This window comes from Pseudomonas sp. FSL W5-0299 (genome assembly GCF_005930655.1).
GTDB classification, from domain to species: Bacteria; Pseudomonadota; Gammaproteobacteria; order Pseudomonadales; family Pseudomonadaceae; genus Aquipseudomonas; species Aquipseudomonas mandelii.
This window is the reverse complement of the sequence record NZ_RXHX01000009.1, coordinates 98785-114109: the sequence shown is the minus strand read 5'-3', so window position 1 is coordinate 114109 and position 15325 is coordinate 98785. Positions and strand designations below refer to the sequence as shown.

The following is a 15325-nucleotide window of genomic DNA, read 5'->3' as shown; positions in this document are numbered from 1 at the left end:
GCTAGCCTGCTAGCGATAGGGCCGGTACAGCTACAGACAGTTTCGGGGATCAGCGACCCTTCTTCCAAAGATACGCACCCACCAGAATCCCGACCCCGCAAATGATCGCCACGTAGTAGGCAGGCCCCATCGGGCTTTCCTTGAGCAGCAGCGTCACCACCATCGGCGTCAAACCACCGAAAATCGCATAGGCCAGGTTGTAGGAGAACGACAACCCGCTGAAGCGCACCACCGCTGGAAAGGCTTTGACCATCACGTAGGGCACTGCACCGATGGTCCCGACCAGGAAACCGGTCAAGGCGTACATCGGGAACAGCCAGTCCGGGTGGTTGAACAGGCTGTGATAGAACGTCCACGAGCTGATCAACAGCGCGGCGCTACCAAACACAAACACTCGGCCAGCGCCGAAACGGTCAGCCAGGGCACCGGAAGCCACGCAACCTACACTCAGAAACACGATCGCCAGGCTATTGGCCTGCAACGCGGTAGTTGGCGAGAAGTGGTAAACGGTCTGCAGCACGGTCGGCGTCATCAGAATGACCACGATGATGCCGGCGGACAGCAGCCAGGTCAGCAACATGGAAATCAGGATCGCACCGCGATGGTCACGCAGCACCGCGCGCAGCGGCACTTCTTCGGCCAGGGCCTTGCGCAGTTGCAGTTCGGCAAACACTGGGGTCTCGTGCAACCAGCGGCGCAGGTAGACCGAGAACAGACCGAACACGCCACCCAGCAGGAACGGGATCCGCCAGGCGTAATCGGACACTTCCAGCGGGGTGTAAATGCTGTTGATCGCCGTGGCGACCAATGAACCCAGGAGAATGCCAGCCGTCAGACCGCTCGTCAGGGTGCCGCAGGCATAACCGATATGTCGCTGCGGCACGTGTTCGGAAACGAATACCCACGCGCCCGGCACTTCACCGCCAATCGCCGCGCCTTGAATCACCCGCATCAACAGCAACAGGATCGGCGCCCACATGCCGATCTGCGCATAAGTCGGCAGCAGACCCATGATCAGGGTCGGCACCGCCATCATGAAAATGCTCAGGGTGAACATCTTTTTGCGGCCAAGCAGGTCGCCGAAATGGGCCATCACAATGCCGCCCAACGGACGAGCGAGGTAGCCGGCGGCGAAAATGCCGAACGTCTGCATCAGGCGCAGCCACTCGGGCATGTCCGCCGGGAAGAACAGTTTGCCCACCACCGTGGCGAAGAACACGAAGATGATGAAGTCGTAAAACTCCAGTGCGCCGCCCAGGGCAGACAGCGATAACGTCTTGTAGTCGCTACGGGTTAACGGGCGTGCGGGCTGGGTCGGCTGCGCGATGCTAGAGGGCGCTGTGGTCATGGCAAGGGCTTCTCTTATAGTCGGATCTGCAACCCCAACAACGCTGGCGAGGGCTTGGGCAGGTCCGGCACGATAGCAAATTGTTCGAAAAAGCACATAGAGGTGCGTATTTGACGGTCAAAATGAGAACCGGACGGTCGTCTCGGAGTCTACCGATCGATATACTCGCTGCGTTGCAGCATTTGTAAGGGGTTGCTGTGCGAAAACGCGCTGGATGACTGGCAAGGTCATTGCGTGGCTCAGTCGGTTTCGCAGAGTTTCCCTTTAGGCGCCTTTCGAAAAACGTGACGAACGTAGTATGTTCGGGGCTGAATCGTTTTTTCTTGAGACGGCTATTCACCTGAAGTACCAATGAAGAGTCACGGGTCAGAGGCACCCCCGGCATGATAGAGCTCGAACAAGAAGATCCAATTCCGCAAGGCGACCTTGCCCTGCAAATCACCGCGCTTCCGCGTGAAACCAACGGCTTTGGCGATATTTTCGGCGGCTGGCTGGTGGCACAGATGGATTTGGCCGGCACCGCAATGGCCAGCAAAGTTGCGGGTGGGCGCGTAGCAACCGTGGCGATTGATCGCATGGCGTTCCTGGTCCCGGTGGCGGTGGGCGCTCAGCTTTCCTTCTATACCCAGGCGCTGGAAATCGGCCGCAGCTCGATTCAGATGATGGTCGAAGTCTGGAGCGACGATCCGCTGTCCAGCGAGTGGCGTAAAGTGACTGAAGCCGTGTTTGTGTTTGTCGCGATCGATGGCAGCGGCCGTACTCGTTCGGTTCCTCCACGCGCGCGTTAAACACGGCGACCTTTCTGCGGTCCATTGCAGTCATTGTTCCTGATCGAGAGTTGCCCCATGAGCACGCCCAACGTTGAAGCCGTGAAACTGGATGAACTGAACTGCTGGCGCATCCGCCACGGTCAGGCCGAATTGCTGGTTGCCCAGCAAGGCGCGCACATCCTCAGTTATCAATTGGCCGGCCAACCGCCGCTGATCTGGCTTAACGATGAGGCCGTGTTCAAGACCGGCAAGAGCATCCGCGCCGGCGTACCGGTGTGCTGGCCGTGGTTCGGCAATTTCAAGCGCAACCCGCAAAGCGTCCAGGCGATGCGCGTCAGCAACGAACCGCCGACTGCCCACGGTTTTGTCCGGGCGATGGATTGGGAATTGGGCGGCATAGAAACCGAGGGCGAGAGCCTGAAGGTGGAATTCGTCCTGCCCTACCCCGAAGGCGGCTTTCCAGGCTGGCCACATCAGGTGGATCTGAAGTTGAGCATCCGTCTGGATGAGCAACTGCACATCAGCTTGACCAGCCAAAATCAGGGCACCGATACCGTCACCATCAGCCAGGCGTTGCACAGTTACTTCGCTGTCAGCGATGTGCGCACGGTGCATGTCGAAGGGCTGGATAGCTTGAGCTATATCGAAACGCTGGACGACTGGAAAACCGTGACCCAGACCGGCGATCTGCGCTTTACCGGCGAAACCGACCGTATCTACCTCGATACCCCGGCGAAGCTGAGCATTGTCGACCCGGCCTGGAAACGGCGCATTGAGCTGACCAGCAGTGGTTCGCGCTCGGCGGTGATCTGGAACCCGTGGATCGAACGCGCGACGGCGTTCAGCGACATGGCCGACGATGGCTGGCAGAAGATGCTGTGCATCGAGACGGCGAATGTGATGGATGATGTGGTGACGCTGAAACCCGGCGCCACCCACACTCTCGAAGTCAGCATCGCCAGCAACCCTTTATAAGCAACACCACAAAACCAATGTGGGAGCGAGGCTGCTCGCGATGACGTCATAACATCCAACATCAATATTGGCTGTTACACCGCTATCGCGAGCAGGCTCGCACACAGTGGATCTTTGCCAGTCTGGTTGGCGCTGTTACAAATCCGACTCCTGCACCACCCGCACCTTCGCCGCATCCAGCGCATACGCCGCGTCAGCCAAATCATTGTTGACCTTCTCGACCTTCAGCGTGCCGGTCACCCACAGCGGTGTGTAGATATCGTCCAGCTTCAAACCCTTCGGATAACGCACCAACACCAATTGGTTAGGTGGCGGTGGCGGCACGTGGATGCAGGCGCCCGGGTACGGGACAAGGAAGAACAGCGTGCTGTGGCCCTTGGCGTCGGACTCCAGCGGTACCGGATAACCGCCGATGCGGATGTTCTTGTCGTTCATCGACGGCACGGTTTTGGTCGAATACATCACCGCCGGCAAGCCCTTGCTCTGCTTCATGCCACCTTTTTCAGTAAAGGTGCCATCGCCTTCGGGGGAGTTGTGGTCGATTTCGGGCATGGCCTCGAGGGCTTTCTGGTCCGACTTGGGCATCAGTTCGAGCCAGTCGGTTTCCGGCAGTTCGCCGGCATGGGCAAGGCCCGTACCCAGTAAAAGAAAAGTCAGCAGAAAACGGCGCATGAAGGTGCTCGGCATAAGGAGAGGTCTGTGCAACGCCGAGCATTCTAGCCCTCCCCGCGTGCGGCGCGGAGAGGACTTCGTCGCTTGAATCAGTTCTTTCTGATCAAACCGTAGATCACCAGCAGCACCACCGCGCCGACCAGCGCACCGATGAAGCCTGCACCTTCGCCTGCGTGATAGATGCCCAGAGCCTGGCCGCCGTAAGTGGCCGCCAGCGAACCGCCGATACCGAGCAGGATGGTCATGATCCAGCCCATGCTGTCATCACCCGGTTTCAGGAACCGAGCCAGCAGGCCGACGATCAAGCCGATAAAGATGGTTCCGATAATTCCCATGGCACTTCCCTCTGATTGAATGGCAATGCAGAAGCCTAGTCAGACTTTCGCATCCTGCCATGAGAGAACGGCGGACCTAGAATGGTTCCGCCGCTGCCACATGAAACTGTTTATTCGGCGATGAGCGCTTCGACCTTGAGGATCTGCGCGGCCAGTGTTTCGCGGTTTGCACAACGCAGGTTGGCGTGACCGACCTTGCGGCCAGCCTTGAACGCTTTGCCATAGTGATGCAGATGGCAATCGGCGATGGCCAGGACCTTTTCAGTCTCCGGGACTTTGCCGATGAAGTTGAGCATCGCGCTCTCGCCGACCTTGGCCGTCGAACCCAGCGGCAGGCCAGCAACAGCCCGCAGGTGGTTTTCGAACTGGCTGCACTCGGCGCCTTCAGTGGTCCAGTGACCCGAGTTATGCACGCGCGGGGCGATTTCGTTGGCCTTGAGGCCACCGTCGACTTCAAAGAACTCGAACGCCATAACGCCGACGTAATTCAGCTGCTTGAGCACGCGGCTGGAATAGTCTTCCGCCAAGGCTTGCAGCGGATGGTCGGTGCTGGCCACGGACAGTTTGAGGATGCCGCTGTCGTGGGTGTTGTGAACCAGCGGATAGAACCTGGTTTCACCATCGCGAGCACGCACAGCGATCAGCGAGACCTCGCCGGTGAACGGCACGAAGCCTTCCAGCAGGCAGGCCACGCTGCCCAGCTCGGCGAAGGTGCCGACCACGTCTTCCGGTTTGCGCAGGACTTTCTGGCCCTTGCCGTCGTAACCCAGGGTGCGGGTTTTCAGCACGGCCGGCAGACCGATCGACGCCACGGCAGCGTCCAGATCGGCTTGCGATTGAATGTCGGCGAACGCAGGGGTGGGAATCCCCAGGTCCTTGAACATGCTCTTCTCGAACCAGCGATCGCGGGCGATACGCAGGGCTTCGGCGCTCGGGTAGACCGGGACGAATTGCGACAGGAAAGCCACGGTTTCAGCCGGGACACTTTCGAACTCGAAGGTCACCAGATCGACTTCATCAGCCAGCTGACGCAGGTGGTCCTGATCGCCATAATCGGCCCGCAGGTGTTCGCCCAACGCGGCTGCGCAAGCATCCGGTGCCGGGTCCAGGAAAGCGAAGTTCATGCCCAGCGGGGTGCCCGCCAACGCCAACATGCGGCCCAACTGGCCGCCACCGATTACACCGATCTTCATCGTCAACAACCTCAGGCGATGCGTGGGTCTGGATTTTCCAGGACGCTGTCTGTCTGCTCAGCGCGGAATTTTTTCAGCACCGCGTGGAACTGCGGGTGCTTGGCGCCGAGGATACTCGCCGACAGCAGGGCTGCGTTGATCGCGCCGGCCTTGCCGATGGCCAGGGTGGCAACCGGAATGCCCGCTGGCATCTGCACGATCGAGAGCAGCGAATCGACGCCCGAGAGCATCGACGACTGCACCGGCACGCCCAGCACCGGCAGATGGGTCTTGGCCGCACACATGCCAGGCAAGTGGGCCGCGCCGCCGGCACCGGCGATGATCACCTCGATGCCACGCGCCTCCGCCTCTTCGGCGTACTGGAACAGCAGGTCCGGGGTGCGGTGGGCAGAGACCACTTTCACCTCGTAAGGGATGCCGAGCTTTTCCAGCATATCGGCGGTGTGGCTAAGGGTGGACCAATCGGACTTGGAGCCCATGATCACGCCAACCAGTGCACTCATCGTCGTGCCTCTTCTCTCTGGGCGCCCGCAGGCGCGTCAAAAAACAACAAGCCACGCAAAATGCGTGGCTTGATTGTACGAATTATGGCCAGTCAAGCCGGCCGAAGGCCGCGCAGTATACCTCAATGAAGCAGATAAACAGCCCCTGAAACGACCATCTGTCATACGGCGCAAAGTGCCGGTTTTATTGACTTGAAGGTCAGCGAAAGAACACCACAAATCCCCTGTGGGAGCGAGCCTGCTCGCGAATGCAATGTGCCAGTCGCCGACACTGTTGACTGAACCACCGCATTCGCGAGCAGGCTCGCTCCCACTTTTGATCTTCAGTGGTTTCAGGAACCCGTCGTGCCTTGGGCGGCGCCGCCTTCCAGTTTGCGCCACAGCAAACGAACGTTCGCCTTGCGCACCAGCGCGCAGCGATACAGTCGGATCTCCAGCGGCACATGCCATTGCGGGCCGCCGCAGACCACCAGTTCACCGCGCGCCAGTTCGGCACGCACGCTCAATTGCGGCACCCAGGCAATCCCCAACCCCTCGAGCGCCATGCTTTTCAGGCTGTCGGCCATGGCGGTCTCATAGATGGTGGTGAAGCGCAGCGCACGCTGGCGCAGCAGCATATTGACCGAACGCCCGAGAAACGCACCGGCGCTGTAAGCGAGCAGCGGCACACTGGCCTCGCCTTCCAGATCGAACAAGGGTTTGCCCTCGGCATCCGCCGCGCACACCGGCAACATCTCGGTGTGGCCAAGGTGCAGCGACGGGAAGATTTCCGGGTCCATCTGCAAGGCCGCGTCCGGGTCATAGAACGCCAGCATCAAGTCGCAACCGCCCTCGCGCAGCGCATGCACCGCGTCGCCGACGTTGGTCGCCACCAACCGCGTGGCAATGTTCAGGCCTTCATTGCGCAACTGCGCGATCCAGCGCGGAAAGAAACCCAAGGCCAATGAGTGAGCGGCAGCCACTTGCATCACTTCGCCCTGCCCGCCTTCCAGGTGATGAAGGTGGCGCAGCACTTCGCCGAGCTGTTCAACCACGGTCCGCGCGGTCACCAAAAACAGCTGCCCCGCCGCCGTCAGTTCGACCGGCGTGCGCGAGCGGTTGACCAACGTCAGCCCCAGCGCGGCTTCCAGGCTGCGGATTCGGCGACTAAACGCGGGCTGCGTCACGAAGCGGCGTTCCGCAGCCTGGGAGAAGCTGCGGGTGGCGGCCAAGGCGCTGAAGTCCTCGAGCCATTTACTTTCCAGATTCATCACGTCCTCCCGGACACGCACCAATTTAGGTCACACGCTCGCCGCACACACGGCGTCACACCGGCATTATGCCGAATGTGCATAGGCCAGTGTTTAACAGCATTGGCCGAAAATTCTCTACAAGCCTAGCATTTGCAGCGTTCCGGCACAGACCGGGTCCTTATCGAGATGATTTCTATCATGTCCTCCGCTGCATCTTTCCGCACAGAAAAAGACCTGCTTGGCGTACTCGAAGTACCTGCTCAAGCGTATTACGGCATCCAGACCCTGCGAGCGGTGAACAACTTCCGTCTCTCCGGCGTTCCGATTTCGCATTACCCGAAGCTGGTTGTCGGCCTGGCGATGGTCAAACAGGCCGCCGCTGACGCCAACCGCGAGCTGGGTCACCTGAGCGAAGCCAAGCACGCGGCCATCAGCGAAGCCTGTGCCCGTCTGATCCGCGGCGATTTCCACGAAGAGTTCGTGGTGGACATGATTCAAGGCGGCGCTGGCACTTCGACCAACATGAATGCCAACGAAGTCATCGCCAACATCGCGCTGGAGGCCATGGGTCACCAGAAGGGCGAATACCAATACCTGCACCCGAACAACGACGTGAACATGGCGCAGTCGACCAACGACGCCTACCCGACCGCGATCCGCCTGGGTCTGCTGCTGGGTCACGACGCGCTGCTGGCCAGCCTCGACAGCCTGATCCAGGCGTTCGCTGCCAAGGGTGTTGAGTTCAGCCACGTCTTGAAGATGGGCCGTACCCAGCTGCAAGACGCCGTGCCGATGACCCTGGGTCAAGAATTCCGCGCCTTCGCCACCACGTTGAGCGAAGACCTGGCACGCCTGAAAACACTGGCCCCTGAACTGCTGACCGAAGTGAACCTGGGCGGCACCGCGATCGGTACCGGCATCAACGCCGACCCGCGTTACCAGCACCTGGCCGTTCAGCGCCTGGCCCTGATCAGCGGTCAACCGCTGGTTCCGGCGGCTGACCTGATCGAAGCCACCTCCGACATGGGCGCCTTCGTGCTGTTCTCCGGCATGCTCAAGCGCACCGCGGTCAAGCTGTCGAAGATCTGCAACGACCTGCGCCTGCTGTCCAGCGGCCCGCGCACCGGCATCAACGAAATCAACCTGCCGGCGCGTCAGCCAGGCAGTTCGATCATGCCCGGCAAGGTCAACCCGGTAATCCCGGAAGCGGTTAACCAGGTAGCGTTCCAGATCATCGGCAACGACCTGGCCCTGACTATCGCCGCCGAAGGCGGCCAGTTGCAACTGAACGTGATGGAGCCGCTGATCGCGTTCAAGATCTTCGACTCGATCCGCCTGCTGCAACGCGCCATGGACATGCTGCGCGAGCACTGCATCGTCGGCATCACCGCCAACGAAGAGCGTTGCCGTGAGCTGGTCGAGCACTCGATCGGCCTGGTCACCGCGCTGAACCCGTACATCGGCTATGAAAACGCCACCCGCATCGCCCGTATCGCCCTCGAAAGCGGCCGCGGCGTGCTGGAACTGGTGCGCGAAGAAGGCTTGCTCGACGACGAAATGCTCGCCGACATCCTGCGCCCGGAAAACATGATTGCTCCGCGTCTGGTGCCTTTGAAGGCTTGACCGAACGCAGACTCTTGCTCTTTTAACGAAGAGCACCAGGAGCCACACGCTCACCAGGTCGAGGGACTAGACACCTCTCACCTTTTGAGGGCTTGGGGATTTATTCCCCAAGCCCTTTTTTTTAACTTCTGAAAGGAAAACCGTCTTCTGTAGGAGTGAGCCTGCTCGCGATGAACGATAACGCGGTGTAACTGAAATACCGCGGTGCCTGCATCGCGAGCAGGCTCACTCCTACAAAGGCCTGGCTCAAAAAGTCAGGTGTTTCAAAGGCTTCGTTTCGTCGCTTGCACCACAACCGTGCAGACGGACGGCACTCTCCTAGGTATAGTGCCGCCCCTCTTCGCGTGAGCGGTCGTCGGTAACGAGGCCCAAACCCATGCGAAACCCGAACTAATAACAAACCTGCGATATGGGCCCGGGACGAACACTCGCCTCACTGTTGTGCCACGTGCACACCGGTGTAACGCGATGTTTCTGCCTGCCCAACATTTGCCTACACAAAAAACAGCGAGGAATAATCCATGCTCGAAGTCATTAACGACTTCCTCTCAGGGAAAGTACTGATCGTGCTCATTGTCGGGCTCGGTAGCTACTTCACGATCCGCTCGCGTTTCGTTCAATTGCGCCATTTCTTCCACATGTTCGCGGTGTTCCGCGACAGCCTGAAAAGCAGCGCCGGCCAACTCAGTTCGTTCCAGGCCTTGATGCTCAGCCTCGCCGGCCGTGTCGGCGCGGGTAACATCGCCGGTGTCGGCATCGCCGTTACCCTGGGTGGCCCGGGGGCGGTGTTCTGGATGTGGGTGACCGCACTGGTCGGCATGTCCAGCAGCTTCTTCGAATGTTCCCTCGGCCAGCTCTACAAGCGCTGCGATGCCGACGGCACCTACCGTGGCGGCCCGTCCTATTACATCCAGCACGGCCTGCAGAAACGCTGGCTGGGCATGATCATGGCGTTCCTGTTGCTGGTGACCTTCGGGTTTGCCTTCAACGGCCTGCAATCCCACGCCGTGACTCACTCGCTGAACAACGCGTTCGGCCTCGACACCACCTACACAGGCCTGGCCCTGGCGGTGCTGCTCGGTCTGGTGTTCATCGGCGGGATCAAGCGCATCGCCAAGGTCGCTGACCTGCTGGTGCCGGTGAAAACCCTGGTGTACATCGGCGTGACCATCTATGTGATCGTGCTGCAGTTCGACCAGGTTCCGGGCATGCTGATGACCATCGTCAAAAGTGCTTTCGGTCTGGACCAGGCCTTCGGCGGCCTGATCGGCAGCGCGATTGTCATGGGCGTGAAGCGTGGCGTGTTCGCCAACGAAGCGGGCCTGGGCAGTGCGCCGAACGTGGCAGCCGTGGCTTCCGTCGAGCACCCGGTGGCACAAGGCGTGGTTCAGGCGTTCAGCGTGTTCCTCGATACTTTCGTGATCTGCACCTGCACCGCATTGCTGATCCTGCTCTCGGGTTTCTACACCCCAGGCTTCGAAGGCGACGGCATTGCCCTGACCCAGAACTCGCTGGCCGCCGTGGTCGGTGACTGGGGTCGCAGCTTCATTTCCGTGGCGTTGTCGTTGTTCGTGTTCACCTCGATCCTCTACAACTACTACCTGGGCGAGAGCAACCTGCGCTTCCTGATCGGTGAAAACCGCAAGGCGCTGATTGGCTACCGCGCGCTGGTGCTGGTGTTGATTTTCTGGGGCGCCATCGAAAACCTCGGCACGGTGTTCGCCTTCGCCGACATCACCATGACCATGCTCGCGTTCGTGAACCTGATCGCGCTGTTCCTGCTGTTCAAGGTCGGCATGCGCATCCTGCGTGACTACGATGACCAGCGTGCCGCCGGGATCAAGACGCCGGTGTTCGATTCGAGCAAATTCCCGGATCTGGACCTGGACTTGAACGCCTGGCCAGCCAATCCGCCGGCCGCGGCTCCAAAGGCTGAAGCCGAACTGCAAGGCGTACCCGCAGCGCAACGCTGATGGGTAAACGACGGGCGCATCCTCTGCGCCCGTCAGTTAAAGTGCACAACTTGTGGGAGCGGGCAGGCTCGCTCCCACATGTCATCTCTTGCGGAGACTTTCCCATGGTTCCCAACTCCTACCCAGCCGCCCAGCACGTCATGGTGCTCTACACCGGTGGCACCATCGGCATGCAAGCCAGCGCCAATGGTCTGGCCCCGGCGTCCGGTTTCGAAGCGCGGATGCGTGAATATCTGCACAGCCAGCCCGACGTGGTCGTGCCGCAGTGGCGCTTTCGCGAAATGTCGCCGCTGATCGACAGCGCCAACATGAGCCCGACGTACTGGCAGCAACTGCGTGAAGCGGTGGTCGACGCCGTTGATGTCCAAGGCTGCGACAGCGTGCTGATCCTGCACGGCACCGACACCCTCGCCTACAGCGCCGCCGCGATGAGTTTTCAATTGCTCGGCCTGAATGCCCGCGTGGTGTTCACCGGCTCGATGCTGCCGGCCGGCGTGACCGACAGCGATGCCTGGGAAAACCTCAGCGGTGCGCTGGTTGCCCTGGGCCATGGCCTGGCGCCGGGCGTTCATCTGTATTTCCACGGCGAACTGCTGGACCCGACTCATTGCGCGAAGGTTCGTAGTTTCGGTCGCCATCCGTTCAAGCGCCTGGAGCGTCAGGGCGGTGGTGTGAAGGCCACGTCGCTGCCGGCTCAATTGAATTACAACCAGAGCAAGCAACTGGCGAAAGTCGCGGTGCTGCCGTTGTTCCCAGGCATCGGCGCCGAGCAGCTTGATGGCGTGCTGAACAGCGGTATTCAAGCCCTGGTGCTGGAGTGTTACGGCAGCGGCACCGGGCCGAGCGACAACCCTGAATTTCTCGCCGCTCTGGAGCGGGCGCGGGACAAAGGTGTAGTTGTTGTCGCCGTCACCCAATGCCATGAAGGTGGCGTTGAGCTGGATGTCTACGAGGCCGGTAGCCGGTTGCGAGGCGTGGGTGTGCTTTCGGGCGGCGGCATGACCCGTGAGGCGGCGTTGGGCAAGTTGCATGGGTTGCTGGGTGCCGGGCTGGACACCTCTGAAGTCCGGCGTCTGGTCGAGCTCGACCTTTGCGGTGAACTGGTCTGATACACCGCAGGACCTGTAGGAGCGAGGCTAGCCCGCGAAGACGTCCTTGAAGGCGCCAAAAGCTTCGCGGGCAAGCCTCGCTCCTGCAAGTATTCATTCGCGGCATACAACTTGCTCGATTCCAGCATCCAATCGCTGGAACTTCCCATGCTCCACTCCCACCTCACCACCCTCAACGCCGTCTCCCTGGTGCTCAACACCTTCAAGGCCGAAGGCTTGTCCAGCGAAGCACTGCTGGCGGGAAGTGGCATCAGCGCGGCGGATCTGAGCCGGGCGGACACGCGCATCACCACCAACCAGGAGATGCAGGTGTGCGCCAACGCGGTCGCGCTCAAGCGTGATATCGGCCTGGAACTGGGCCGGCGGATGCACGTTTCGTCCTACGGCATACTCGGTTATGCGCTACTCACCTCTGCCACCTTCGGTGACGCTTTGCGCCTGGCGATGCGTTATCCGGCGCTGTTGGGAACACTTTTCGAGTTGAGCCTGGAAGTCGACGGCGAGCGGGTGTGGTTCGTGGCTGCCGATTATCGAGAGAACCCGGCGCTGGCCGTGTTCAACGCCGAGTTCTGCCTGGTGTCGTTAAAAGTCATTTGCGATGACCTGCTCGGACACCCGCTGCCATTGCTCGCCGCTCGCCTGGAACATATGGCGCCGGATTATCGGGCGAGCTACGCCGAACACTTCGACTGCCCGCTGCACTTCGACGCGCGAGATAACGCCTTCGCATTCGACAAGCGCTGGCTCGACCAGCCCTTGCCGCTGGCCGATGTCATCACCCATCAGGCCATGGTCGACCGCTGCCGCAAGCAGAACACCGAATTCACCGGGCGGCAGGCGTGGTTGGGGCGGATTCGGCAGTTGCTTCGTGCGCAACTGAATGCAGCCCCGGGGCTGGAAGGTTTGGCGTTGCAGATGAATTGCTCGGCGCGCACCTTGCGCCGGCATCTCAAGGACCTGGGGTGCAGCTATCAGGAATTGCTCGATGAACTGCGCTTCGAGCAGGCCAAGCAGATGCTCTGTGAGGATCAGCTGCCGATCTACCGGATCGCCGAGGCGCTGGGCTTCAGCGAAACCGCGAGTTTCCGCCATGCGTTCGTGCGCTGGAGTGGTGTGGCACCGAGTCAGTTCCGTCCTTGACCCCCAACTCTTTGTAGGAGCGAGGCTTGCCCGCGAAGGCGTCTTCAAGTACGCCAAACGCTTCGCGGGCAAGCCTCGCTCCAACAGGTGGGTGCCCAACACCGGGGCACTTGCGCGCCAATAAAGGGCGAATTCCGGTCAGATCTTTTGGCCATATCGATCCCCTTTTGGCCTTTCCTGCCGTTCTCCGAATCGCGTTGCGCCGCAAGACTGTGTTCAACCGAATCAGCCTGCGGAGAACAAGAAATGCTGACGATCTACTCGGACGATCACCACCTGCACCACGGCCGTTGTGAATTGATGGACGGGCAACTGATGCCCTGCTTCGAAATGCCCTCGCGTGCCGACCATGTGCTGCATCGGGTGCAAACGCAGAATCTCGGCCCTGTCGAAGCGCCGAAGGATTTCGGCCTCGACCCGATCGCGCGCATCCACAGCCGCGACTACCTCGACTTCTTCAAAGGTGCCTGGGCACGCTGGACCGAATTCAAAACCGACGGCGACTTGCTGCCCTACACCTGGCCAGCCCGCACCTTGCGCCGGATCATCCCCACCAGCCTGCACGGCCAGCTCGGCTATTACAGCTTCGACGGCGGCGCGCCGATCACCGCCGGCACTTGGCAAGCGGCATACAGCGCAGCGCAAGTGGCCCTCACCGCGCAAGCCGCCATCCAGCGCGGCGCTCGCAGTGCCTTTGCCCTGTGCCGTCCACCGGGACACCACGCCGCCAGCGACTTGATGGGCGGTTATTGCTACCTCAACAACGCCGCCATCGCCGCTCAGGCGTTCCTCGATCAAGGCCACAAAAAGGTCGCGATCCTCGATGTCGACTACCACCACGGCAACGGCACCCAATCGATTTTCTACGAACGCAGCGATGTGCTGTTCACCTCGATCCACGGCCATCCGGAAGCCGAGTTCCCGTTCTTCCTCGGCTATGAAGACGAGCTCGGCGAAGGGGCCGGTGAAGGCTTCAACTTCAACTACCCTTTGCCGGCTGGCAGCGGCTGGGACCGTTGGAGTGCAGCGCTGGAGCAAGCCTGCAACGAGATCGAAACATACGGCGCCGACATCGTCGTCGTGTCCCTGGGCGTCGATACGTTCAAGGACGATCCCATCTCCCAGTTCAAGCTCGACAGCCCCGATTACCTGGCCATGGGCGCGCGCATCGCGAAGCTCGGCAAGCCGACGCTGTTCGTGATGGAAGGCGGCTACGCGGTAGAAGAAATCGGCATCAATGCCGTGAACGTTCTCGAAGGTTTTGAAAGCGCCCAATGAGGAATTAGAACAATGAACAGACTCACGCGTTTTATCGCACCGGTACTGTGCGCCACGGTACTCGGTGGCGCCGCCCACGCTGAAGAGCGAACGTTGCGCGTCTACAACTGGTTCGACTACATCACTCCCAAGGCGCTGGAAGACTTCAAGGCGCAGAACACCCAGACCAAACTGGTCTACGACATCTTCGACACCAACGAAGCACTTGAGGCCAAGCTGCTGACCGGTAACTCCGGCTACGACGTGGTGGTGCCCTCCAACGTGTTCCTCGCCAAGCAGATCGAAGCCGGCGTGTTCCAGCCCCTGGACCGTAGCAAGTTGCCGAACTGGAACCACCTCGATCCGAAGCTGATGAAGCTGCTCGAAGGCAACGACCCGGGCAACAAATTCGCCGTGCCGTACATGTACGGGACCATCCTGATCGGCTTCAACCCGGACAAAGTCAAAGCCGCGCTGGGCGACAAGGCGCCGGTGGACAGCTGGGACCTGATCTTCAAGGAAGAGAACATCAGCAAGCTCAAGCAGTGCGGCGTCGCCCTGCTCGACTCGCCGTCAGAAATCCTGCCCCTGGCCCTGCAACACCTCGGCCTGGACCCTAACAGCAAGAAGCCGGCGGACTACGAAAAGGCTGAAGCGCTGTTGATGAAAATCCGTCCGTACATCACCTACTTCCACTCCTCCAAATACATGGCGGACATTGCCAACGGCGACATCTGCGTCGCGGTCGGTTATTCCGGCAGCTTCTCCCAGGCTGCCAACCGAGCCAAGGAAGCCAAGAATGGTGTGGTCGTCGACATGCGCCTGCCCAAGGAAGGCGCGCCGATCTGGTTCGACATGCTCGCAATCCCCAAAGGCGCGAAGAACCCGGAAGACGCCTACACCTTCATCAACTACCTGCTGCAACCCCAGGTGATTGCACCCGTCAGCGATTTCGTCGGCTACCCGAACCCGAACAAGGACGCCACGGAACTGGTCGACCCGGCGATCCGCAACAACCCGAACCTGTACCCGACTGAAACCGCGATGGGTACGCTGTACACCCTGCAACCGTTGCCGCGCGATGCCGAACGTGCGCGGACCCGGGCCTGGACCAAGATCAAGTCCGGGACCTGATACCCGACTGAAAACCGAAGACCCGCGGCGACGCGGGTTTTTTTTGCCTGCGATATTTATG

Annotated in this window: 14 protein-coding genes; 8 read left to right on the top strand and 6 right to left on the bottom strand. The window is 60.6% G+C overall.

Annotated elements, in window-relative coordinates; translation table 11 throughout:
* Nucleotides 1–49: 49 nt before the first annotated feature.
* Nucleotides 50–1348 carry an MFS transporter gene (locus FHL16_RS14070; protein ID WP_010465323.1) on the bottom strand — a complete coding sequence of 433 codons (1299 nt, stop codon included), beginning with the start codon at nucleotides 1346–1348 and terminating at the stop codon, nucleotides 50–52.
* Nucleotides 1349–1731: 383 nt separating this feature from the next.
* On the opposite strand from FHL16_RS14070, the gene FHL16_RS14065 reads away from it, so the two are divergent.
* Nucleotides 1732–2136, top strand: a complete 405-nt coding sequence (locus FHL16_RS14065) for an acyl-CoA thioesterase (protein WP_007896491.1) — start codon at nucleotides 1732–1734, stop codon at nucleotides 2134–2136.
* A gap of 57 nt (nucleotides 2137–2193) precedes the next feature.
* On the top strand, nucleotides 2194–3093 hold the full coding sequence (locus FHL16_RS14060; RefSeq protein WP_077748550.1) for a D-hexose-6-phosphate mutarotase: 900 nt from the start codon (nucleotides 2194–2196) through the stop codon (nucleotides 3091–3093).
* Between the two features lie 135 nt (nucleotides 3094–3228).
* Here FHL16_RS14060 and FHL16_RS14055 read toward each other — a convergent pair whose 3' ends face one another.
* From FHL16_RS14055 to FHL16_RS14035, 5 genes are all read right to left on the bottom strand, one after another.
* On the bottom strand, nucleotides 3229–3765 hold the full coding sequence (locus FHL16_RS14055) for a DUF3299 domain-containing protein (RefSeq protein WP_077748594.1): 537 nt from the start codon (nucleotides 3763–3765) through the stop codon (nucleotides 3229–3231).
* Between the two features lie 89 nt (nucleotides 3766–3854).
* Complete coding sequence (locus FHL16_RS14050) at nucleotides 3855–4100, bottom strand: GlsB/YeaQ/YmgE family stress response membrane protein (protein ID WP_010465333.1); 246 nt, start codon at nucleotides 4098–4100, stop codon at nucleotides 3855–3857.
* Between the two features lie 110 nt (nucleotides 4101–4210).
* Nucleotides 4211–5293 carry a 5-(carboxyamino)imidazole ribonucleotide synthase gene (locus FHL16_RS14045; protein ID WP_077748549.1) on the bottom strand — a complete coding sequence of 361 codons (1083 nt, stop codon included), beginning with the start codon at nucleotides 5291–5293 and terminating at the stop codon, nucleotides 4211–4213.
* Between the two features lie 11 nt (nucleotides 5294–5304).
* Entirely contained in the window at nucleotides 5305–5796 is a 492-nt protein-coding gene (gene purE / locus FHL16_RS14040; RefSeq protein ID WP_008150032.1) for a 5-(carboxyamino)imidazole ribonucleotide mutase, read from the bottom strand.
* 332 nt (nucleotides 5797–6128) lie between these two features.
* A complete protein-coding gene (locus tag FHL16_RS14035; RefSeq protein ID WP_077748548.1) occupies nucleotides 6129–7046 on the bottom strand; it encodes a LysR substrate-binding domain-containing protein in 918 nt (305 codons plus the stop codon).
* Nucleotides 7047–7226: 180 nt separating this feature from the next.
* Here FHL16_RS14035 and aspA point away from each other — a divergent pair, with 180 nt between their 5' ends.
* From aspA to FHL16_RS14005, 6 genes are all read left to right on the top strand, one after another.
* On the top strand, nucleotides 7227–8651 hold the full coding sequence (aspA, locus tag FHL16_RS14030; RefSeq protein ID WP_010465341.1) for an aspartate ammonia-lyase: 1425 nt from the start codon (nucleotides 7227–7229) through the stop codon (nucleotides 8649–8651).
* 521 nt (nucleotides 8652–9172) lie between these two features.
* Nucleotides 9173–10624 (top strand): alanine/glycine:cation symporter family protein, encoded by a 1452-nt coding sequence (locus FHL16_RS14025; RefSeq protein WP_010465343.1) that lies wholly within the window; start codon nucleotides 9173–9175, stop codon nucleotides 10622–10624.
* Between the two features lie 104 nt (nucleotides 10625–10728).
* Nucleotides 10729–11733 carry an asparaginase gene (locus FHL16_RS14020; protein ID WP_077748547.1) on the top strand — a complete coding sequence of 335 codons (1005 nt, stop codon included), beginning with the start codon at nucleotides 10729–10731 and terminating at the stop codon, nucleotides 11731–11733.
* A gap of 147 nt (nucleotides 11734–11880) precedes the next feature.
* Entirely contained in the window at nucleotides 11881–12873 is a 993-nt protein-coding gene (locus FHL16_RS14015; protein ID WP_010465347.1) for an AraC family transcriptional regulator, read from the top strand.
* A 246-nt stretch (nucleotides 12874–13119) separates the two neighbouring features.
* Nucleotides 13120–14151, top strand: a complete 1032-nt coding sequence (locus FHL16_RS14010; protein ID WP_077748546.1) for a histone deacetylase family protein — start codon at nucleotides 13120–13122, stop codon at nucleotides 14149–14151.
* 12 nt (nucleotides 14152–14163) lie between these two features.
* On the top strand, nucleotides 14164–15264 hold the full coding sequence (locus FHL16_RS14005) for a polyamine ABC transporter substrate-binding protein (protein WP_010465352.1): 1101 nt from the start codon (nucleotides 14164–14166) through the stop codon (nucleotides 15262–15264).
* Nucleotides 15265–15325 lie beyond the last annotated feature (61 nt).